Origin of the sequence: Bacillus sp. B15-48, assembly GCF_016879755.1 — a bacterium.
Taxonomy (GTDB): Bacteria; Bacillota; Bacilli; order Bacillales; family Cytobacillaceae; genus Mesobacillus_B.
This window is the reverse complement of sequence record NZ_WOFU01000004.1, coordinates 227,348-249,732: the sequence shown is the minus strand read 5'-3', so window position 1 is coordinate 249,732 and position 22,385 is coordinate 227,348. Positions and strand designations below refer to the sequence as shown.

The window sequence follows — 22,385 nt, the reverse complement described above, 5'->3', positions numbered from 1 at the left end:
AACATGGCATCAAGAGGGAAAGAATTACTTACAGTAGACCAAAGAGCTGAGTTTGTTCGGATTCCATCCGATATGTCTGAACGGGAACTGGAAATCTATTATACTTTTTCGCAATATGACTTGGAAGTTATTAAACGACATAGAAGAGATCATAATCGTTTAGGATTTGCTGTCCAATTATGTGTATTGCGCTATCCTGGGTGGTCTCTCACAGATGTTGAACCTATACCAGATTATCTAATCCAATATATAGCAAAACAAATAAATGCTAATCCCGATTCTTTTTCTTTATATGCCCAACGTGACCCAACCAAGCATGAACATATGGAAGAAATTCGACAGGTATTCGGATACCAGAATTTTTCTGAAAGTAAATATCGAGAGTTAGCTCAGTATCTTTTGAAACATGCTCTTAAAAATGGCAATTCCATGTATCTACTTCGAACTGTTCAAGAAGAACTTCGGAATCGAAAAATAATTCTTCCTGGAATGACTACAATAGAGAGACTTGTCTGGGAAACTCGTCGGAGAGCAGAGGAAAAGATTTTTAAATCCTTAACCGGGACTCTTTCAAACTGGCAAAAGAAAAAATTGGATGAATTTATCGATCCACTTGTGGAAAGCAGGAAAACCCCATTAGCATGGTTAAGGGAAATTCTCGGTCAGTCATCACCTGATGCTTTTCTAAAAGTAATAAAGCGCTTGGAATATATTAGGGAGTTAAAGCTTCCGACAAATATACATGAAGTACATCCCAATCGATTGCTTCAATTATCACGTATCGGAGCACGTTATGAACCCCATTCATTTCGCAGATTTAAAGAAAATAAGAAATATGCCATTCTTGTAGCATATCTAGGAACACTGAGTCAGGACTTAATTGACCAAGCAATTGAAATTCACGATCGGCAAATGATGATTTTACAATCGAAAGGTCGTAAAACACAAGAGGAAATGCAAAAGGAAAATGGAAAAGCAGTTAATGAAAAGGTTGTTCATTTTGCAGATATTGGGGCTGCGCTTATTCAAGCACGAGATGAAGGGCTTGATCCATTTAGCACCATTGAAAAGGTAATGCCTTGGAATAAAATCGTTATTTCCGTTGAAGAAGCAAAAAAATTAGCACGACCAATGGATTATGATTACCTTGACTTGCTAGAGAATAGATTTATTTATCTAAGAAAGTATACCCCTACTCTTCTTAAATCATTAGAATTTCGCTCTACAAATGCAGCTGAACCATTATTACGTGCATTAAAAACATTGAATGAGATGAATGAATCAGGAAAAAGAAAAGTACCAGATGGAGCGCCATTAGATTTCGTCCCAAAACGATGGGAAAAGCATGTGTACGACGAAGAAGGAACAATTAATCGACATTACTATGAAATGGCTGCCCTAACGGAATTAAAAAATCATATTCGTTCGGGGGACGTATCTGTAGTAGGTAGTAGGCTTCATAAAGACTTTGAGGAGTACCTTGTTCCTAAAAATGAATGGACAACAACCAATCTTACAGATACTAGATTGGCAGTTCGCTCATCAGCAGAGGAATACCTTGAGGAAAGAAGGAATGCTCTAGCCGAACGCTTTACATGGGTTTCAAATAACCTTGATAGTCTTGAAGGAGTAAATATCGAAAAAGCAAAGCTCAGAGTGGATCGTCTGGAAAAGGATACACCAGAAGAAGCACGAACCTTCAGTTTATCCTTATATAATATGTTGCCAAGAATTAAGCTTACTGACCTTTTAATGGAGGTAGCCCACTGGACAGGGTTTGACGAAATGTTAATACACGCTTCAACAAATCGCCCTCCAAAGGGTGAAGAAAAGATCATTCTTATGGCTGCGCTCATGGCAATGGGAACGAATATCGGATTGACTAAAATGGCAGATGCTACGCCTGGAGTTTCCTACCACCAGATGGCAAATGCCGCACAGTGGCGCTTGTATGATGATGCTATAAATCGAGCACAGGCCACTTTGGTAAATTTCCAACACAAGCTTGCTCTAGCCTCTTATTGGGGAGATGGCACCACATCTTCATCTGACGGAATGCGAGTACAAGTTGGTGTTTCATCGTTGCACGCCGAAGCAAATCCCCATTACGGCACAGGGAAAGGGGCAACCATTTACAGGTTTACCAGTGATCAATTTTCGTCTTTTTATACGAAAGTTATTAATACAAATGCGAGAGATGCCGTCCATGTCATCGATGGATTACTTCATCATGAAACAGAATTAAATATTGAAGAGCACTATACTGATACGGCCGGTTATACCGATCAAATTTTTGGTTTAAGTCATTTGTTAGGATTTCGTTTTGCACCAAGGCTTCGTGATCTAGCTGATGCCAAACTATATACCATTCAAAAACCAAGTGATTTTCCCAACCTAGAAAAATTACTTCGTGGACGGATTAACATAAAGGTTATTCAAGAAAACTTTGATGATGTACTCCGTTTAGCCCATTCTATTCGAGAAGGAAAAGTATCCGGTTCACTTATTATGGGGAAATTAGGATCATATGCAAGGCAAAACAAGTTAGCTACTGCATTGCGAGAAATGGGAAGAATTGAAAAAACTATTGTTATCTTGGATTACATATCTAATGAAGCACTTCGTAGGCGTATTCAAAGGGGATTGAACAAAGGGGAAGCAATGAATGGCTTGGCAAGAGCATTATTTTTTGGAAAACGGGGTGAGTTACGGGAACGAGGGCTACAAGACCAACTTCAACGTGCAAGTGCCTTAAATATTATAATTAACGCCATTAGTGTATGGAATACCGTATATCTAACCGAAGCAACAAATTTGCTGAAGGAAAAAGGGATTTTACGAGAAGACTTACTAAAACATATTTCGCCATTGGGATGGGAACATATCAATTTTCTTGGTGAATACACCTTTGATATGAAGAAAATCGCAAGCCTACATTCGTTGCGTCCCCTTAATCAATAAAATAAATGTTGATTTGAAAAGTTTGATGCAATTACGTTGGGAAACCAAATTGTGACAATTCAACAAACGGGCCAGATAGTTGGTGCGAAATGTTCCTGACTCAAATGAAATGTGGTCACACAATTTCGGTAAAGGTCAGGCAGTTTTAGAATTCTAAAACTGAAGGGTTATATCAAGGAGTCGAATGAGGAGGTAACGCTCTGAAAGGCTTCCCCTGCGTCGAATAGCACGCTATATAGTAAGGAAAAGTGTGTTATAAGCTCGGCTAATAGGCGCGAGAATTTACCGTAACAGTTCGGCTGACGAAACCCTACCCGATGGGGTGGTGTAAATCATGGTGCTTGGGTTGAACAAATAAGGTGAGAATGCAACGTAATAGGACAGTAAACCTTATTGCTGACGAACCTCTGAATGTACGGGTCTAGACTGGCAATACATAGAAATGTGTATATCACTAAAAGTGAGGTTAGCTGTGGATGAGTAAGAATCAACAATATAAAAGTCCATCTTGTGTTTCAGGCACATGCAATGCTAACAGGCTCATAGGAGGCACCTAAGTTTGTTCCATAATAGATGTAATTCAACGTTGTAAGCTGATAACGTGGAGAGCTTACTCTTGGTGAAGCGTTGGAAAGGAAAACATTTGTGAGAATAGCGAATGTATAACTTTTCTTTATATCAGTGAAAGTGGTGGCACAGTACCGTTAAAGCGTGTAATGAACGTGGAGGGATAGCCACTAGACTAATAAAAGATTCATTCACCATGCAAGGCAGTTCTTCAACGATTAATAAGGTTCTCGTGAGACTAATAGAGGTTCAGCTCCAAAAGGAGCCACCGACTTGTTAAAACGAAAGAAACTGAGGCACAACGAGTATTATGACATGCAATCTCATTTTGATTCTCTATATGCTCAAAGTGCTAATGGTCAAAATTTTTATGGTTTACTAGATTTAATGCAATCCGATGAGAATATTCGATTAGCTTATCGCAATATTAAACGAAATACCGGCAGTAAAACGGCTGGATATGATGGATTAATGATTGAAAATTTAAAGAAACTGTCTGTATCAGAAGTTGTATCGACGATACAACAAATGTTTGAACACTACAGACCTCAAGCCGTTCGTCGGGTCTTTATTCCAAAGGCAAATGGAAAAACACGCCCTTTAGGAATTCCGACGATTTGGGACAGACTGTTCCAACAGTGCATCTTACAAGTGATTGGGCCCATTTGTGAAGCGAAGTTTTATAAACATAGTTATGGCTTTAGACCAAATCGTAATACACATCATGCGAAAGCTAGGTTTGAAACGCTCATTAACCGGGCGTGCCTATATCATTGTGTAGATGTTGATATAAAAGGATTTTTCGATAATGTAGACCACTCTAAATTATTAAAACAAATGTGGACATTAGGTATTCGAGATAAGTCACTGCTTTCTATCATCTCACGTCTTTTAAAAGCCGAAATTATTGGCGAAGGTTTCCCAACGAAAGGTACACCTCAAGGGGGTATTTTATCACCTCTCTTATCAAACATTGTATTAAATGAGTTAGATTGGTGGGTCAGTCGCCAATGGGAAAGTTTTGAAACACGAAAGCCATATAAAACGTATGGTGGTAGATATAGTGCATTGAAACAATCAAATTTAAAACATTGCTATATTGTGAGATATGCAGAGGACTTTAAAATACTGTGCCGTACTCGTTCACAAGCTATTAAAATGTATTATGCAGTAAAAGATTTTCTTCAAAACAGGCTTCATCTTCAAATAAGCGAAGAAAAATCAAAAGTGGTCAATTTAAAGAAAAACTCATCAGAGTTTTTAGGTTTTCGTTTTAAAGCACATCGGAAAAGAACGAATAAAAGAACCCTCTATGTCGCTCGCTCACACATGACAAAGAAAGCGCTCAAAAATGTACAGATAAAGATAAAACAAGCAATCAAAGCGATTCAGAAACATCAATCAACCGAGAATGTTTGGCGCTTTAATACAGTTATAATGGGAATTCAAAACTATTATTCGGCTGCGTCACACATCACAGATGATTTAAATGAGCTGAACTATCGTCTTCATAAAGCGTTATATAATCGTTTAAAAGAAATGAAAAAAGAAGCATCGTTTCAGGACTTCACAAAATCCTTACAGAAACGGTATGAGGGTTATGAGTGTAAGCTCTATAAAATAAAAGGAATGGTACTTGTGCCAATCCATGCCCAACGCTGTAGGATAAACCTAAATTTCTCTCAAACAATCTGTAATTATACTACCGCAGGCAGGGATAAAATTCATCAGAACTTGCGAGCCATTAATAAGCAAACACTCTCTTACGTGATGAAACAATTTATTCCAAGCCGTTCCATTGAATACAACGACAATCGGATTAGCCGGTTTATCGCACAATATGGGAAATGTGCAGTTACAGGAATCGAATTAGGACTGGACGATTGGCATTGTCATCATAAAACACCGTACTATCTTACAAAAGATGATTCATACGGGAATTTAACGATATTGCATGAGTCTGTTCATCGCCTCATTCATATGAGAAATCAAGAGAAAATACAAGTGCTGTTAAACGCACTAAAGTTAAATAAAAAGCAACTAGAAAAGATCAATGAATTGCGTGAGCAATGCCTGAACGAAGCTATTTGATTCTACATTTCATCTTGCATATACATAAAAATACTGAATGAATTGGATTAGTTAGAACGCCGTATGCGGTGAAAGTCGCACGTACGGTGTGAAGTGGGGGAAAAGCTGGCGATAACTTCAAAAGCTTACCTATCACTATAATAACACTTAGCAGTTAATTTGGATATTTATGTTAAAATAATTAGAGATTGTGAAGGATTTACAGTGCGAAACGTTTCCTTATAAGTGCCAAAGCACGAAATAGGAGAATTGCTATCAAGCAATTACAACTGATTAACTAAAAATCGGAATGAAAGCCGTCATGTTGAGCTGAAACGATCCTACATGCACTGTCTCCGTAATTATACTTGTATGTTCTTATTTTATAATTGTACTCATTAAGTAACGGGTGCGATTGTTGAACAAGCAGCAGTCGATAATTTTTTAGCGAGGCAGGTTATGCAACAAAAAGGGGGGATAAAGTGAGAAATACCAAGTATTTAAAAATTGCTCTTTTTGCAATAGTATTGATTGTAGTAATATATATTGCTTTTAATTTTATTTTTAGAGGGAATATAAAAATCATAGTACACAATGATACATTTTTCGAACAAACAATTTGGCTTACACCTGAAGAAGAACATACCTATACGATACCACAGGGTGAGGAAATAAATATTAAATATTCAACGGCAGAAATTTCAATCAGTTTAATGTTAAATTATCGGGATATTGAAGGAAACCCAAAGTCAATTATGTTAAGTGAATATGTGGAAGCGCACGAGCAAGGAACTGTTAGAGTTAAGATGAAACAGTTGGATCCTAATGAAGAAATTACCTTCGAAATAACAGATAAAATTAAATAGGTTCTTTATAGATATTAAACTTGGTAATAAACTCATCTTTTTGAAGTAACGGGAGCTTTAGTAAAATTATTGAGTATGACATTGTTTCACATTTTTCTTATTTACAATATTAAGCAATCGGGCGCTTTTCTCAAACAAGGGATGCGTCTATTTTGGTTTAGGACATGAAAATTGAAAAACGATAGACTGTTACAGTCTATTTTTCTTGGCCTTTAATCATTTAAATGGCAGGATTGTTAAAGTACCGAATTAATTGAATCCTTTTTCATAATGTTTCGTAAATGAATGTATCCAGTTTGATCTTTGTTTAGCATTCGGGCAAATTTATTAAAAAGAAGGAGAGAAATAATGAATAAAGACAAATTAAGGTACGCCATACTGAAAGAAATCGACAATGGTAATAAAGCACTTACTGAAGATGACTTTGCAGTTACCGCAGATCAATTTGATGACGCTGTTAGATTTCTAAATAGAGAAAACTATTTAAAAGGTTTTTTCTACGCAGATGATAGACCTCAGCTGTTTGAAGGAACGGCTTATTTAACAGAAGATGGTGAGACTTACTTAGAGAAAAACAGTTCATTTGCAAAGACATATAGGGGTATAAAAGAAATAAGAGATTGGTTAAAACTATAGTCATTCAAAACAGTGGGAATTTATTCTTTCTACTGCAATGGTACGTTAATCAAACAAGGTTTAATGTATTTTAGTTGAAATCATTGTACTAACGCAGGTTAGTCAATACAAAAGGAATTACTAATTGATACATAGAATTAATATCACAGTAAGGGATACCTTTTGTCTGAGTTAACTTTGATGACGGTAGGAAGTTGCTTTTATCATTTAGTTAGGATATAAGAATTGGAGGTAAGGAAATGGATTCGAGAATAAAATTAAGTCACTATGGTGAAGAACGAGATATTAATTTAAATGAAGAAGAAACCCAAGCAGTTAAACTGATATTTGAGATGCTAGAAGACACTGTTATTGATATCGACAAACTTGAGGTTACTAGAAAAAGTGACAGCTATGCGACTATAGTTTTGCGTGGGAATGATTGGGATTTTGATTTTGTAAGATTCAAGTTTACAGATAGAACTAAATGGATAGCTTTAAATCTTTCAAGGGCTGACCGTGCAGCTTATAAAGATGATACACTCTTTGAAGCCCAGAAAAAGAAAACTCAGATACAATGGAAATCTGTATTGCAAAGCATAGAAGATTTACCAAAGTATAGAAATTTAATGGTCAACTCATATAGTGAGTGTATAAATCGAGAAAAAAATAATTTCCAATAACCGCCTTGTGTAAAGACTATCATCAAAAAGACGATGGCTATTTTTTAGGCTTTGTTAAATCTTTAAAATTTGTGTATAGCCCTTATTCTACTAACGGGTTGCAATCCTTGAATAAGCAGGGATTGCCCTTTTTATTATTGAAGTAAAAGTTGAAGAGCAGAATAAATAAAATGAGGAGACTATTCAATTGAAACCTAAAAAAATAATAGCAATAGTAGCTATCATAATAATATGTGTAGTCGTTTTAATAAATTTATTAAAGACAGAATTATGGGAAGCAAATGAAAAATTATTAAGAAACGGAATAATATCAATTGAACAAACGGTTGAATCAGTAAATTTATTAGATGTCACTCCATTTGAATGGGATACAGTTTACACTTTTGACCCGTATACTCCAAAAGATAAAATATATGAAACAGTTGGTTACAAATGGGATAATATTAGAGAAACCGTTAGTGAAGGAATGAACCAAGTAGTTTTTATGAAGGATGCAAAAGTCGTTTGTTATATTTATGGTTATCCTGACAATAACGGCTATGGGATATCTTTTTCAGGAGAAACGATTAACAATATCGCTGAAATGCTTAAAGTGAATGACGATTTAACCTTTCAAGTAATTAGAAGTGATGATGTTATATATTTAAACAATTGGTAAGGGAATACTTCTTCTATTAACGGGAGAGTTTCTTGATTGAATTGATACAACGATCTTCCGCAAACGGGCGCGATTCTTTAAGAAAGCGTCCTTCTTTATAGGGCCAGCATTATTGAAGAAAGAATTTTTATATAATGTTAGAATAAAAGTAATATTTAGGGGATGGGTGGAAAATCAAAATGAAAAACTGGTTATATACTTTGTATTTCTTCGTACTTGGAGTTATCTCCTTTATCACACAAGAAATTGTTACTTTTGTTATGTTAGGTGTTATTCTAATAAGCCTTAACAATATTCATTCAACATTAAAAGAAATTTTAAAAGTTCAAAAGGAAAAAATGAACTAGCTGGTGTTTTAGTAAAATAATCGGAAACTATTTTACAGCTTTTTCGTGCTTTTCAATCTTCAGCAATCGGGCGCTTTAATGGCATAAGGATGAATCTTTAAATTCCAAAACAACTATAAAAGCCGATACTTTCTTAGCGTAGGAAAAATCGGCTTTCTTTATGTCGAAATTTGCTTAGCGTATGTTTTGCGCTTTTTGTTGGTTGGACCCCTATAATGAAAATAAACGGCTGATCGCTTTTTAGGTACGATGGAAACCCCTGCTTTTGATCGAATGTCTGTTCATAGAAGTATACCAGTGATTAATGGGGAAAAATGGGTAGCAACGAATGACTTCGGCAAGGAAAGATTTATTAAAATAATCAAAAAAATGAAAAAAATGATACAAAAGAATGTACACACCGTCTAAAAGTTGTTAATATAACTATATACTATATTAATGGAAGGTGTGTTCACTTTGACGACAAATGTTACAAATGAATCATTATTTAAAGAAGTATTAGGAAATTATCCTACAGGAGTTACTGTTGTTACAACGGTTACTGAAGATGGTACACCACTTGGCCTAACAGTTAACTCTTTTGCATCTGTTTCAATTGATCCATTATTAATTTTATGGTCAATTGATAAACGCGTTTCCTCTCATGATGTCTTTAAAAACACAGAAAAATTCGCGGTCCATGTTTTAGCTAGTGACCAAAGTGATGTATGTTCTGTTTTTGCTTCAAAAGGAGTTGACCGTTTCGCCAATTGCGATTGGAAGTTTTCTGAAAATAACCTTCCTGTGATTGCTGGCGCGACTGGAGTTTTACAATGTAAAACATTTAAAACGATTGATGCAGGTGATCATACAATCCTAATTGGACAAGTTATTGACATTGATAGTGCAAAGAAAGAGCCGCTTTTATATCATAAGCGTAATTTCGGGCCGATTCCTGGCGACTTTTATAAAAAAGATTAATATAAATATAATAAGAACCCCTTCTTTCATACGAGGAAGGGGCTTTTTCTGTTTAAAAATTATAATGAGCATGATTAACTTTAAGTTTGCTCTCTAATAAGGATGATTCTTTTCAGGAAGGGAAAAATGAATTCGGAAGGGGATGAATGATTAACTTTTTATTATGCAAAAAAGGAAGTGATAAAATGAAAAAAACAGACAGCATTCGTGATCTAATTACGGTTGAAGATGAAATGGGAAAAGAAATATCTTATGAAGTTGAAGCGATGTTTGATATGCATGAAAAAACGTATGCATTACTTAGGAGCAATGAAGATACAGTCTTAATGCAAGTAGAAGAAGACGAACACGGGCAACATCTTGTCGGATTGACAAACGAACAGGATAAAAAAGCAATCTTCGATGCGTACCAAATCGTCGTTGATGCTGCTCCCGCGGATTTGAGTGACTAAAGAAATGTGGAGTTCATTGACTGAAGTCAGGTGTGTTCTTGGCTAATTTAAAAATCCAAGTTAAAATGACTAGCCAAAAAGGAGGCTTTTAAATGGGAGAATGGAATGAACAGGCTGCACCTAATAATAATTTAAAGGCAAATACCATTCGTACTTCAAAGCTCATCGGTAAAAATGGGGTTCAAGAGCATGAATTTTCAGAAGAACTATCTGATGGAGGAGACCGAGACGAGGGAATAAAAAGGCAACTAAAAAATCGTCAGCCCGGGATGGGCTAGATCAAAAAAGACAGTTACCTACAAAGGTACTGTCTTTTTTGCTTCGGTTCCGTCTTCTTATTTAGTGAAAAAGCCAAGGGCATACTTTACCCCTTCATGAACATCTTCTGTTTCATAGGCAGCCAAATCTTCGAAGGAAATTTTCATTTTTACATCTTCCAATTCATATCCGCTGTCTAAATCAACATTTAAATGAACTTCATATCCTTCAGCGGTAACATGAGTATCTATTATATTAAATGTGCGAATTGGCACCCCTGTCTCATAGTCGTATGTCTCTAAATCTTCGATCATTATTGAAACCTCCAATATAGGATTGAGAAGGAAGTGAAAAAATAACTTAGCCCTCATCTTAAGTCTGTTTTCCTCCGTTAGTATTTAATCATCCACTTTCTTACATGATTCGATTCATAGCTGAAGGACTGACAGTAAACTCCTTCATTGTTTAGTGAAAAATTGTCCATACTAAAATCGAGGTGGATGAAAATGGAGCAGCAATTGTATAAGCAACAATGGTTTGGAAATATAAAAGGAGATATTTTATCTGGCATCGTCGTCGCACTAGCCCTTATTCCCGAGGCGATTGCATTTTCAATTATAGCTGGAGTAGACCCAATGGTTGGACTGTATGCTTCCTTTACAATATCAGTAACAATTGCCTTTGTTGGTGGGAGGCCTGGTATGATTTCTGCAGCAACAGGAGCAATGGCCCTTTTATTTATTGATTTAGTTGCCCAACACGGTCTTCAATATTTATTAGCGGCAACGATATTAACAGGCATTATTCAAATTCTTTTTGGTATATTTAAGTTAACATGGTATATGAAATTTATACCACGATCCGTTATGATTGGGTTTGTTAACGCATTGGCCATCATGATCTTCACTTCTCAAGTGCAACATTTTGTAGGTGAAGGGTGGATTGTTTATGTTTTAGTTGGATTAACATTAGCAATTATTTATCTGTTTCCTTATTTAACGAGAGCGATTCCGTCGACGTTAGTAGCAATCGTTGTGATCACCGCCCTTTCTATATTGATGAATTATGGTGTACGAACAGTGGGAGATATGGGAAACCTTTCGCAAATGTTACCAGTGTTTCTAATTCCCCAAATCCCACTTAATTTTGAGACATTAGCGATTATTTTCCCTTATTCCATTGGTCTAGCTGTTGTTGGGTTATTAGAGTCATTATTGACAGCTTCAATTGTTGATGATATGACCGACTCAGAAAGCAACAAAAATGTTGAAAGCCGGGGACAAGGGATTGCTAACATCATTACAGGATTCTTTGGTGGCATGGCTGGGTGTGCGATGATTGGACAGTCTGTCATCAATATAAAATCTGGTGGGAGAGGAAGACTGTCAGCCTTCATTGCAGGCATTTTCTTAATGTTTTTAATCGTAGTTTTGGGCAATGTTGTCGTGCAAATTCCGATGGCAGCATTAGCAGGGGTGATGATTATGGTGTCAATTAGTACATTTGACTGGAATTCCTTGCGTACATTGCTTATCATTCCAAGAACTGACGCTATCGTTATGATTAGTACCGTAGTTACTGTTGTGTTCACACATAATTTGGCCATCGGTGTTTTTACTGGCATCCTATTAAGTGCAATCTTTTTCGTATCTAAAATTTCCAACATCGAAGTCGATAGTCAATTAGAAGGGAATCATAGGATTTACTATGTAAAAGGGCAAATGTTTTTTGCGTCGGTTACTGAATTGTTGACAAAGTTTGACTACAAGGAAAAGATTCACAGTGTTGAGCTTGACCTTAGCCGCACACATATATGGGATGACTCAGCCGTTGCTGCCATCGACAAAATTGTGGCTAAATTTGAAGAAAATAAAATAAATATAAAAGTAAGAGGATTAAACAAAGACAGCACAGAATTAATAAATAAATTAACAAATAAGCTTGGTTCTCATTAAAGAGGGGGGAAATGCATGTACAAAAAAATATTATTAGCAACGGATGGCTCTGAGCATTCAAAGAGGGCAGCAGAGAATGCAATTAATATTTGTAAATGCAGTAATGATTCAAAAATTGAAATCGTTTACGTGATTGATCATGGAAAAGTAAAATCGGACGTGCTTAGTAATTGGAATACAGCGAACATCGGAGACAAACATAAAAACCGAATCAAAGGAATTGAAACACTTGCCGAGGAATCAGGGGTTACATACGAGACGAAAATTCTCCAAGGAGATCCTGGCCCCGTTATCGTTGACTATGCAAATAAAAATCAATTCGATGTCATCGTTATTGGTAGCCGTGGACTCAACGTTCTTCAAGAATTTGTATTAGGGAGTGTAAGTCATAAAGTAGCTAAACGAGCAAATTGTCCTGTTTTAATCGTAAAATAGATAAAAAAAACTGGAGGAAATCTCCAGTTTTTTTTATTGGTGCAATTTCGCTGATTCGTTCTGATGATTATGATACAATATTCATTTGTTCGAACGTTGAAGGGAGGCCTTACTTTGGCGCAGCATGATTTTACGACTGGCTCTACTGTGAAGCAGTTGTTTTTATTTTTAACCCCTATAATGCTTACGAATTTATTGCAAGTTTCTTACCAATTTATTGACAGTCTTTGGGTCGGGAATTTACTTGGGGCCAATGCGCTCGGGGCAATCACAATTGCTTCGACCGTTGTTGTGACTATTCTATCTTTTATTATCGGAATTAACCATGCAACCTTGACGATATTATCTCAGCAGCGGGGGAAAGGAAATAACAACGGTCTGAAGTCGTATTTAAATGCCTTTGTAATAGTGCTTAGCGGATTGGCTCTTATAGCTGGAACCTTTGGTTTTATCTTTTCTGAATCGATTTTATTATTACTTGACACTCCTCGAGAATTACTAGCTGATGCGAACGCCTATTTACGAATTAACTTTATCGGAATTCTATTTTTATTAGGATATAACTTTATTAGCTCGGTATTAAGGTCACTTGGGGATAGCAAAACGCCGTTAACCTTCGTGTTTGTTGCTGTGTTACTAAATACAGTGTTAGACCCTATTTTTATCGCTGTTTTTAACTGGGGGATAGAGGGAGCCGCTTATGCGACTGTCTTTTCACAAGGAATCTCATTTCTTTACGGACTTATTTACACACTAAAACGAAAACTAGCGCCCTTTTCGATTCCTTCTCTTCCTAGTAAAGAAGAGGTGAAGCTAATATTAAAATTAGGAATCCCGTCAGGATTACAAATGATGGTGATTCACGCGGGTGTATTGGCGATTATGAGTGTAGTGAATACATATGGCGAGAGCGTCGTTGCCGGATTTGGAGCTTCACAGCGAATTGATAGTTTAATCACCTTACCTGCAATGGCATTGGGTACAGCGGTGAATAGTATGGCTGGTCAAAATATTGGTGCCCATCGCTGGGATCGAATCAGACAACTTGCCATTTATGGAGCTATTTATAATCTAATTATCATGCTAATGATGGCAATTATCATTTTTATTTCCGCTGACTTTTTAATTAGGTTGTTTATCCCTCAAGGCGAAGCTACTCAATTTGGAGCTAATTATATAAAGATAATCGCGTTCTTTTATCCATTTATCGGATTGAATTTTATTTTAAACGGCATTGTTAGGGGAGCTGGGGCAATGTATCAAGTCCTTATTTTAAATATCCTTTCATTTTGGGTGCTCCGCTATCCTTTAACTTACATTTGTTCTTCAATGATTGGTCCTAATGGAATTGCTCTAGGGATGGGCATCAGTTTTATCCTCAGCAGTCTTTTTTCCTTCAGTTATTTTACATTTGGCAACTGGCGCAAGCGAGAGCTATTTATGAAAAGCGGATAACAACAACAGCTCATTTTGGGCTGTTGTTTTTTTGAGTATAACTAGTTTAAAAATGTTTTTAGGCTTTATGGTATTTTGTACATAGTTTTAGCTATTTTGGAAAGGTTAATCATAGAAAGAAACCACATTTTGAAAGGAGAAAGAAAATGAATAAAAAATGGCTAATAATGCTGACAAGCATGATGTTATCGTTTTTATTAATAACAGGTTGTGGGACAAATGAGGATCCTTCTCCACCTGTAGATGAAAACCAAGAGCAAGTTCCTACTGGAGAAGAAGCCCCAATGGATGAAAATGAAACTAGCGATGAGCCTTTAGATGAGACTGACGATACTCGAGAAGATGAAAATATGGAAGGCGAACATCCAGAACTAGAGCAAGATGACGAGGAAGAACAAAACCGATAAGTAAAATAATCTTCTAAATAATAATCATGAAAAAGTCCCAATTCCCCAGATTGGGACTTTTTTCATGATCAAAAAATTAAGCCTGCTTTTTCATACTAAGTAGAAAAGCAGGCTCATTGCGATTATCTGGCGTTAGGGAAAACTCTTTGAACCATTTCAGTAAATTCCTCGAATAACCCTTGAATTGGTTGTCCACCTTCAATTTTACTTCCATAATCATTCATTCGATTGACAAAGTCTGGGTTGCTAGAAACAAATACATTGCGAATATTATTGTCTGTTTCCTTCACTTGATCTGAGATTTTTTGTTCTAAATCTCTTCTTACATCTCCTTTAGATTCATCATCCTGTACAATAGCAACATAGGCGTTGCGGTTCGCTACAATCACTGTGGCACGACGAACTTCGTCCATATCTGTAATTTTATCTTGAGCTTTATCAGCTACTTCCATGCGAGTCTGATTATTTTCCCCTCCGCGGTTATTATCAACATTTTGAACTTGAGCACCACGATCATTATCATCACGCGCTTGATTTCCCATCGCACAGCCTGAAATAAAAGCGACGACTAACAATAGAATAGTGAGTCTTTTTATTAATACCATGTGAATCCCTCCAAAATCTTTAATTATTCCTTCTTATGTTTTCCAATTAATCATTTCTTATGTAAGGAAATTCACCTTTTTAAACAAAAATAAAGTTGAGCAGAGGGGAGAGAACAGTTATTTATTTTTGTGTAAATTCTTTTTTTGAACTGAAAACCAAATGGCTAAATCTCGTGTTAATTTCCTTTCTTTTTTTTCTCAACATTTTCAATCGTTTCTCCATCAGCAATATGAAACAATCTACTTTTTGGCTCATATATTGTTTGTGACGGCCATAGTCCATGATGACCTGAAAAAATATAGCTGATAAGGCTGGCAACAAAAAAATATTCAATCCCTTTTCCTTCAAACATTTCAACAGCTAAAAGAAAGGCAGCAATAGGGGTGTTCGCACCGCCAGAAAAAGTAGCAATCATCCCTATAGCAGCAAGAAATGACATCGGCAAATGAAAAAAATCATGCAATGTATTTCCTAATGTCGCTCCGATAAAAAATAAGGGAATCGCTTCTCCGCCGACAAATCCAGTTCCCATTGTAATCGCCGTAAACACAAGCTTAGCTAGAAAGGCATAAGTGGGGACGTCTTCTTTAAAAGATTGCCCAAGCATGTCTAACCCACGTCCGTTGTAATCTTCCGTACCAATTAGCTTTGTTAAGACAACGATAATTGCTCCTCCAATAAAGGCTCTAAGCATATGGTTTTTCTTTAGGTAATTTTCAGAAACCCGTTCGGTACCATGCCTTAATTGGGAATATAGGACACTAACTAAACTAAAAATAATTGCCAATACGATTACTTTTGTAAATGATAGAGCAGAAATCTTCGGTACCGATTCAACGATAAATTTCTCATGTTCTACTCTCCAAATTCCTTCGGTTACGTAATGACCGATAAAACTTGCCACTAAACAAGGTACGAGCGCTTTGTACTTCAGCTTTCCTAAAGCGACCATTTCCATGCCAAAAACGGTTCCTGTGATAGGGGTACCAAAAGCAGCGCCAAATCCAGCACTAATTCCACACATTAAGATCAATTTCGTATCTAAATTAGAAACGTTAAACCACTTATTGACCGACTGCGCGACACTCCCTCCCATTTGAATAGCTGCACCTTCTCTTCCTGTTGAACCTCCAAATAAGATGGTAATAAATGTTCCTAAGTAGACTAACAGTCCCGTTCTTCGTAGCATTCTTTTATTTCCATGGACACTATCAATAACCAAATTATTTGATTTAGCAGAATCACTTCCATTGCTCTTACCAAAATTCATATATATAAAACCAATAACAATTCCTGCTAAAGGAAGAAAATATATTAGCCAAGAATTATTTTCGCGAGTATTGCCTAAGAAATCATTCACATTTAAAAGGAGGGCCGTTGTTGAGCCAATAATGACGCCTACAAGCCCACCTAATAAAACCCATTTGCATAAAGTATTAAATAAGCTCTGATAAGAGAATCTGATATTCATTGCAAATTCCTCATTTTAAGTGGTTTTGTGGTTCTTCCTCATGTCGCTTATTCTTGATTTCGCTAAAAATGTTATTCGAGATAGGGTTCGAACGATTTGTTCCTGGATTGTTCGATTGTGATTGATTTTCCTTAATGAGTGATAACAGCATGTGAACATCTTCTTTTGTTGCATACTGTTTTTCAGGTTTCAGCACATAGCCTAATTGCCCATTAGACTCAATGGTTGCCCATTGTAAATCACTAATCGCTTGAATATTTTGCTGTCTCAAGCGAACCTCTAACATATCAACCGTTAATCGCAGTTTTCGTAAATTCTTTTCATTTATTTCTCCATTTTCAATAACGATAATCGACTTTCCATAAAAAAACCTTTCTAAAAAATCAAACTTTAATACTAGAAACTCAATTAATAGCAGCATTAGTACAAGGATTAATGTAATAACCATCGTTATCCATATATTTCGATCACCGACGGGTTGAATGATTAATGAACCAACAGCAATCATCATCACTGTTTGAGCGACAGTTAGCTGTGAAATCGATTTTCGACCAGCCAATCGTAAAATAAGTACTCCACCAATAACAATCACAATGGCTTTCCAAATAAAATGCAAATCCAAGTTATAACCCCTCCCAAAAGGATCGTTATAAAGGTTGTCGTTATTTATCATTTACCGAAGCATAAGAAAATATCATATAGCGGATTCCAATTGTATACGTACATTAATCTTCCTATACTATAAAATAATGCCTATTTCACCGAACTTTGATAATATAAGAGAACATATGGATAATCGAGGTGAGAGACATGGAAATTAAAAATATTGTTATTGCAAGTCCCATGCATCAAGAAATTCAAGATATATTCGAAAAGAGGCGAATCGACAAAAACTTTCGATTTTTATCAGAAGAAGAAGTTTCGCAAACAGATTTAAATTGGGCAGATGCATTCGTTTCATTCAACATGAAAGGAAATCTTGATTATCGGCATTTAAAGTGGGGGCATTCACTCGGGGCAGGGGTCGATCGTTTTTTAGCAAACAATCAATGGCCGAAAAATATATTATTAACAAGGACGATTTGCTCTTTTGGACAAAGAATCTCCGAGTATTGTTTAAGCTTCATTTTGAAAGACCTTCAAAATCATGACCACTTTCAACAATTAAAACAAGATAAAAAATGGAATCCTATTACACCAAAGCTTTTAAACGAACAAAAGGTGATGATATACGGGACAGGAGAGATTGGGCAAACAGTTGCAAAAGTTTTGGAATCATTTGGTGTAGATGTATATGGAGTTTCATTAAGCGGAAAACAAAAAGCCCATTTTAAGCAAGTAATGACACTGGAATCCCATTACGAAATTTTAAGTGAAATGAATTATTTAATAAATACGTTGCCGTTAACTAAAAAAACGACCCATTTATTAGATGAAAAAATCTTTAAGAAACTTTCTCATGCTGGGTTAATTAATGTCGGCCGGGGAGCGACTCTAAAAGAGGATGATTTATTAGGTGCATTAGAAAGTAACAATTTAAAGTTCGCTGTCCTTGATGTATTTGCGGAAGAACCACTCCCAGCGAATCATCCATTTTGGAATCACCCTAAATTATTCATTACCCCTCATATCTCAGCAGTTACTACACCTGAAGAAGGAGTAGACTGTTTTATTGAAACATTACATAAGTTAGAAACTAAGAAACCACTACATAATACAGTTGATATTTCAAAGGGATATTAAATTTCTAAAATAGAGATACAAAAAGGTTCGCCAAGTTGGCGAACCTTTTTGTGTTAAGATACTGCATTTAACTCATTTATGTTAAGGAAAGGCACTTTGACCATCACTTCTTTCCTTTGTTAAGACTATATTAATAAAAAGATGGAATCCATCAATGGGGGATTACTGCTAGTTAATCTGCGATTAATTGAGGTGGAGTAATGAGTAGCACTGATGAGTACAAAGTTTTAACAGGAGCTTGGATTGATGCGCTCGGTACAATTATATCCGCGATTGCAGAAATTAGGGCTTTAGCGGGAATCGATGAAATAAATAATAAACTTGTGGCAATCGGGGAAGGTCTGCAAGCAGTTGGATCCCTTGTTGTAGGAACCGCCTTTGAAGAGTATCCTTTTGGTTTTGCCGGAAACTGGATTGACGGTGCTGGGGCAGCAACAAGCTCACTAGCTGCCTATTTACAAGATGTTGAGGGAGAAAATCCAGATAATATTCGATTAGAGATACTCGGTGATTCATTTCAATCAGTTGGTGCCTCTATTGCGGCTGCTGGAGATTATATAATAGGTGAACATCTATTCGCAATCGGGAATTCGATTCAAGCATTGGGTGCTGGCCTAGAAGCAATCGGGGGCATGTATGAATTAAATGACAAGGAAGCAAAAGCACAAATTCTATCAACGATTGGGGCTATTTTGCAGGCAATTGGCTCAAACTTTGTTGCCATTCTCTTAACGGATGAACTCATGGCAAGTGAGCAGAGTGAGTTTCTACTATTTAAAGGAAAGGATAAAAAAACTAGGAATGGTAAAAATGAAACAGATTGAAAAAGATAACGCTAAGATAACAGCAAACACGGTCCATTCACAATAATTATTTTATTTAAACAGGAGTTGTCAACCTTTTGAGATTTTTCATTCCTCTGTTTTTCATAATTGCATTAGTAATCATCTCTTTTAATTTATTGAAAACAACCGATAAAACGAGCAATCAAGCTACCAAACCACAAAATGATTCTTCTAAACAAGTAGTTGTTCTGATCATCGATTCGATTATGGATGAACCACTCCAATCTGTACTTGAAGAAAAGAAGGCACCAGCGCTTGAGTTTTTAATCAATAACGGAAATTACTATCCGCACATTGTAAGCAGTTATCCAACCATGTCCGTGGCCATTGATAGCACATTATTAACAGGGACTTATCCCGATCAGCATAAAATCCCAGCACTCGTATGGTTTGATTCAAAAAATAATCGATTGATTAGCTATGGAAGTGCGAAACAGGAAATCATGAAACTTGGACCAAAACAAGTTTTTCATAATAGTCTCTTTCAGTTAAATAACGACCATATGAATAAAAATGTTCAAACCATTCATGAGGTAGTAAATGGGCCAACGGCATCCATCAATACGCTCGTTTATCGTGGAAAGAATAACAAACCTTTAAACACTCCAAAAATATTAGATGTGATTGGCTTTTTAGATGAAAATGACTCAGTTAAAGGGCCAAGTTTTTTTTCATATGGACTTCTGTCGACCATACATCCAGATAATAAACATACGAATTTTTGGGAGGCTTTCGGCTTCAATGATAAATTTGCTACAGAAGAAATGAAATACTTAATTGAACACGACAGACTGCCAGCTTTTTCATTAGTGTATTTTTCAGATAACGATAAAGTCGTGCATAAAAAAGGGGTAAATGCTACGAAAGGGATTGAAGATGCAGATAAACAACTACAGGAAATTTTGAATTCCTATTCTTCCTGGGATGAAGCGATAAAAGACACCGTTTGGATTGTGATGGGGGATAGTGGTCAAACAGATATTGGGAAAGTTAAAAATCAAGCTTTAGTTGACTTAAGAGAGTTGCTTAATCCGTATCAAATTCATAAGATTAGCAAGCCTGTTCAAAAACAAGATCAACTCGTCCTTGGTTTAAATGAGCGAATGTCATTCATTTATATTTTAGATGAAAACATAAAAAACGAGGACATCATTACACTTTTATCTACTGATAATCGAATTGATCATATTGCATGGAGGGAAGGCGAGTGGATAAAAGTAACTTCGACTGACCATATCGGTACACTTGCTTTTAAACCATCGGGAGACTTTACTGATCAATATGGACAAGCATGGTCAATAGAGGGGAATATCGAAATTTTAAACCTACAGATTAATCAAGAAAACGAAATTACTTACAATGACTATCCAGATGGGCTTGCCCGACTATCGAGTGCATTTTATTCACATGAAGGGGATTATTTGATCGTGGACGCCAAGCCTGGCTTTGAATTTGTTGGCGAAGGCTCGCCAACCCATGTCGGGGGAGCAGGACATGGTTCGTTACATAAACAAGATACGTTTTTTCCGATGATCGTCACTGGTACGGAAGAAAAACCTAAACATGAACGAATCGTCGACTTTAAAGAATGGATTCTTAAAATATTAGATCCCAAAGCAAAGGTTGAGGTAATGGAGGATATCCAAGGTGAAGATTAAAGTCATGACGTACAATATTCATCACGGAAAAGGGTTAGATAAAAAAGTGGATTTATCAAGAATCGCAGAAGTGATTTCTACAAGTAAGGCAGACATAATTGGCCTTAACGAAGTCGACAAACAATTTTCTAAAAGGAGTCATTTTATTGACCAAATTCATTTCCTTGCCAGCAAATTAAATTTTTACTTTGCTTTTAGTCCATCATTGACGGTAAAGTCACGAGAGGCTGATATGATTCGACAATATGGAAATGGGATTCTATCCCGTTTCCCGATTTTGAAAAGCCAGCCATATTTACTCAATTTTCTCCCTCAAATCATTGAAGGGAGGTCCATACTTGAAACGACCATCACCGTAAACGGCAAGGTGTTGAATGTGTATGTTACTCATTTAAGTTTAAATCCATTTCTTCACAAACGACAAAGCGAATTGATTATAAATCACATTAAAAATCCTGCAATTATTCTTGGTGACTGGAACATGAAACCATACACAAGGAAATGGAAAAGGGTAGTAAAGAGATATAATGATGTTTGGCATGAAGCAGGGGAAGGTAGAGGATTTACTTACCCTTCAAACAACCCAAGAATGAGATTAGATTATATTTTTACTAGCAAAGAGTTCAAAATACTCAATGCTGAAATTTCAAATGATATGCCGATTGCCTCTGATCATTTACCACTTGTGACTACGTTAACGATTTAAGTTCATACGAGGGAGAAATATTATGAAAAAAGGAATTCTTTTTCTCATCATCTACGGAATGATTCTATCATTCGCTTTCTCTTATCGAGAACCACTCATGATTTGGTTAAATGAAAGCCGATTATCGCATTTGCCAATCATGTTTATCCTAGCTATCTTATTTGGTGTAATTCCGATTGTACCTTTTAGTGTGTTTGCTGGATTGATGGGTGCAAAATATGGGGTAGGGATTGGTTCAGCTATCAATTTGATTGGTTCAGTAGGTGCCGCTGCGACCTTCTTCATAATGGCACGCTATTTTTTTGTTGAGAAGTTTCAAAATTATATTTCAAAGTATAAAGGAATTAAAAAATTTGACCGGATTATTAGCCAAAATGCTTTTATTGCTGTGTTATTTAGCCGATTGATCCCCGTCGTTCCACCACCCGTCGTAAATATTTATTCTGGTTTAAGCACGATGCTCTTTAAAACCTATATTATAGCGACTACAATGGGCCAAATTCCTGGAATGATTATATACGCGTATTTAGGTAATCAGCTTTTCGCAGCAACCCACTCAATTTTTATTGGGATTTTCATTTATTTAGCGTTTTTAATTGTTGTACTTATCGTTTATCGATGGTGGTATAAGGGAAAGTCTAAAGTCATTTTGGAGTAAGTTGGATGA

Annotated in this window: 22 protein-coding genes; 18 read left to right on the top strand and 4 right to left on the bottom strand. The window is 36.2% G+C overall.

Features of this window, described 5'->3' with window-relative positions:
- Nucleotides 1–3: 3 nt before the first annotated feature.
- The 9 genes from GNT69_RS14550 to GNT69_RS14510 all read left to right on the top strand — a co-directional run bounded on the left by GNT69_RS14550 (nt 4) and on the right by GNT69_RS14510 (nt 10,457).
- Complete coding sequence (locus GNT69_RS14550; protein WP_203555705.1) at nt 4–2,961, top strand: Tn3 family transposase; 2,958 nt, start codon at nt 4–6, stop codon at nt 2,959–2,961.
- 840 nt (nt 2,962–3,801) lie between these two features.
- Nucleotides 3,802–5,619, top strand: coding sequence for a group II intron reverse transcriptase/maturase (ltrA, locus tag GNT69_RS14545; protein ID WP_481747641.1), 1,818 nt, complete (start codon nt 3,802–3,804; stop codon nt 5,617–5,619).
- 461 nt (nt 5,620–6,080) lie between these two features.
- Complete coding sequence (locus tag GNT69_RS14540) at nt 6,081–6,464, top strand: hypothetical protein (protein ID WP_203555704.1); 384 nt, start codon at nt 6,081–6,083, stop codon at nt 6,462–6,464.
- 348 nt (nt 6,465–6,812) lie between these two features.
- On the top strand, nt 6,813–7,100 hold the full coding sequence (locus GNT69_RS14535) for a YjcQ family protein (RefSeq protein WP_203555703.1): 288 nt from the start codon (nt 6,813–6,815) through the stop codon (nt 7,098–7,100).
- 239 nt (nt 7,101–7,339) lie between these two features.
- The gene (locus GNT69_RS14530; RefSeq protein ID WP_203555702.1) at nt 7,340–7,762 is read left to right on the top strand and encodes a hypothetical protein; all 423 of its coding nucleotides are present in this window, start codon (nt 7,340–7,342) and stop codon (nt 7,760–7,762) included.
- A 187-nt stretch (nt 7,763–7,949) separates the two neighbouring features.
- Nucleotides 7,950–8,420, top strand: a complete 471-nt coding sequence (locus GNT69_RS14525) for a hypothetical protein (protein ID WP_203555701.1) — start codon at nt 7,950–7,952, stop codon at nt 8,418–8,420.
- Nucleotides 8,421–9,223: 803 nt separating this feature from the next.
- Entirely contained in the window at nt 9,224–9,727 is a 504-nt protein-coding gene (locus GNT69_RS14520) for a flavin reductase family protein (RefSeq protein WP_239094237.1), read from the top strand.
- Nucleotides 9,728–9,912: 185 nt separating this feature from the next.
- The gene (locus tag GNT69_RS14515) at nt 9,913–10,179 is read left to right on the top strand and encodes a DUF1292 domain-containing protein (protein WP_203555699.1); all 267 of its coding nucleotides are present in this window, start codon (nt 9,913–9,915) and stop codon (nt 10,177–10,179) included.
- 92 nt (nt 10,180–10,271) lie between these two features.
- A complete protein-coding gene (locus tag GNT69_RS14510) occupies nt 10,272–10,457 on the top strand; it encodes a hypothetical protein (RefSeq protein ID WP_203555698.1) in 186 nt (61 codons plus the stop codon).
- A 57-nt stretch (nt 10,458–10,514) separates the two neighbouring features.
- Here the strand turns inward: GNT69_RS14510 and GNT69_RS14505 are convergent, their stop codons facing one another.
- Complete coding sequence (locus GNT69_RS14505) at nt 10,515–10,751, bottom strand: hypothetical protein (RefSeq protein ID WP_203555697.1); 237 nt, start codon at nt 10,749–10,751, stop codon at nt 10,515–10,517.
- Nucleotides 10,752–10,943: 192 nt separating this feature from the next.
- On the opposite strand from GNT69_RS14505, the gene GNT69_RS14500 reads away from it, so the two are divergent.
- The 4 genes from GNT69_RS14500 to GNT69_RS14485 all read left to right on the top strand — a co-directional run bounded on the left by GNT69_RS14500 (nt 10,944) and on the right by GNT69_RS14485 (nt 14,689).
- Entirely contained in the window at nt 10,944–12,392 is a 1,449-nt protein-coding gene (locus tag GNT69_RS14500) for a SulP family inorganic anion transporter (RefSeq protein ID WP_203555696.1), read from the top strand.
- A 15-nt stretch (nt 12,393–12,407) separates the two neighbouring features.
- Complete coding sequence (locus GNT69_RS14495; protein ID WP_203555695.1) at nt 12,408–12,827, top strand: universal stress protein; 420 nt, start codon at nt 12,408–12,410, stop codon at nt 12,825–12,827.
- A gap of 114 nt (nt 12,828–12,941) precedes the next feature.
- Nucleotides 12,942–14,282 (top strand): MATE family efflux transporter, encoded by a 1,341-nt coding sequence (locus GNT69_RS14490; protein ID WP_239094236.1) that lies wholly within the window; start codon nt 12,942–12,944, stop codon nt 14,280–14,282.
- Nucleotides 14,283–14,428: 146 nt separating this feature from the next.
- On the top strand, nt 14,429–14,689 hold the full coding sequence (locus GNT69_RS14485; protein ID WP_203555694.1) for a hypothetical protein: 261 nt from the start codon (nt 14,429–14,431) through the stop codon (nt 14,687–14,689).
- A gap of 122 nt (nt 14,690–14,811) precedes the next feature.
- On the opposite strand, the gene GNT69_RS14480 is transcribed toward GNT69_RS14485, so the two are convergent.
- The 3 genes from GNT69_RS14480 to GNT69_RS14470 all read right to left on the bottom strand — a co-directional run bounded on the left by GNT69_RS14480 (nt 14,812) and on the right by GNT69_RS14470 (nt 17,388).
- On the bottom strand, nt 14,812–15,294 hold the full coding sequence (locus tag GNT69_RS14480) for a YhcN/YlaJ family sporulation lipoprotein (RefSeq protein ID WP_203555693.1): 483 nt from the start codon (nt 15,292–15,294) through the stop codon (nt 14,812–14,814).
- A 176-nt stretch (nt 15,295–15,470) separates the two neighbouring features.
- Nucleotides 15,471–16,766 (bottom strand): voltage-gated chloride channel family protein, encoded by a 1,296-nt coding sequence (locus GNT69_RS14475; RefSeq protein ID WP_203555692.1) that lies wholly within the window; start codon nt 16,764–16,766, stop codon nt 15,471–15,473.
- Nucleotides 16,767–16,776: 10 nt separating this feature from the next.
- On the bottom strand, nt 16,777–17,388 hold the full coding sequence (locus GNT69_RS14470) for a DUF421 domain-containing protein (protein WP_203555691.1): 612 nt from the start codon (nt 17,386–17,388) through the stop codon (nt 16,777–16,779).
- Between the two features lie 188 nt (nt 17,389–17,576).
- On the opposite strand from GNT69_RS14470, the gene GNT69_RS14465 reads away from it, so the two are divergent.
- From GNT69_RS14465 to GNT69_RS14445, 5 genes are all read left to right on the top strand, one after another.
- Entirely contained in the window at nt 17,577–18,509 is a 933-nt protein-coding gene (locus tag GNT69_RS14465) for a D-2-hydroxyacid dehydrogenase (RefSeq protein ID WP_203555690.1), read from the top strand.
- A 200-nt stretch (nt 18,510–18,709) separates the two neighbouring features.
- Nucleotides 18,710–19,333, top strand: coding sequence for a DUF6944 family repetitive protein (locus GNT69_RS14460; protein ID WP_203555689.1), 624 nt, complete (start codon nt 18,710–18,712; stop codon nt 19,331–19,333).
- Between the two features lie 77 nt (nt 19,334–19,410).
- Nucleotides 19,411–21,012: an alkaline phosphatase family protein gene (locus tag GNT69_RS14455; protein WP_203555688.1), complete on the top strand. Its 1,602-nt coding sequence runs from the start codon at nt 19,411–19,413 to the stop codon at nt 21,010–21,012.
- Entirely contained in the window at nt 21,002–21,718 is a 717-nt protein-coding gene (locus tag GNT69_RS14450; RefSeq protein ID WP_203555687.1) for an endonuclease/exonuclease/phosphatase family protein, read from the top strand. Before GNT69_RS14455 ends, GNT69_RS14450 begins: the two co-directional genes overlap by 11 nt.
- Nucleotides 21,719–21,740: 22 nt before the next feature.
- The gene (locus GNT69_RS14445) at nt 21,741–22,376 is read left to right on the top strand and encodes a TVP38/TMEM64 family protein (protein ID WP_203555686.1); all 636 of its coding nucleotides are present in this window, start codon (nt 21,741–21,743) and stop codon (nt 22,374–22,376) included.
- The last annotated feature ends 9 nt before the right edge of the window (nt 22,377–22,385 follow it).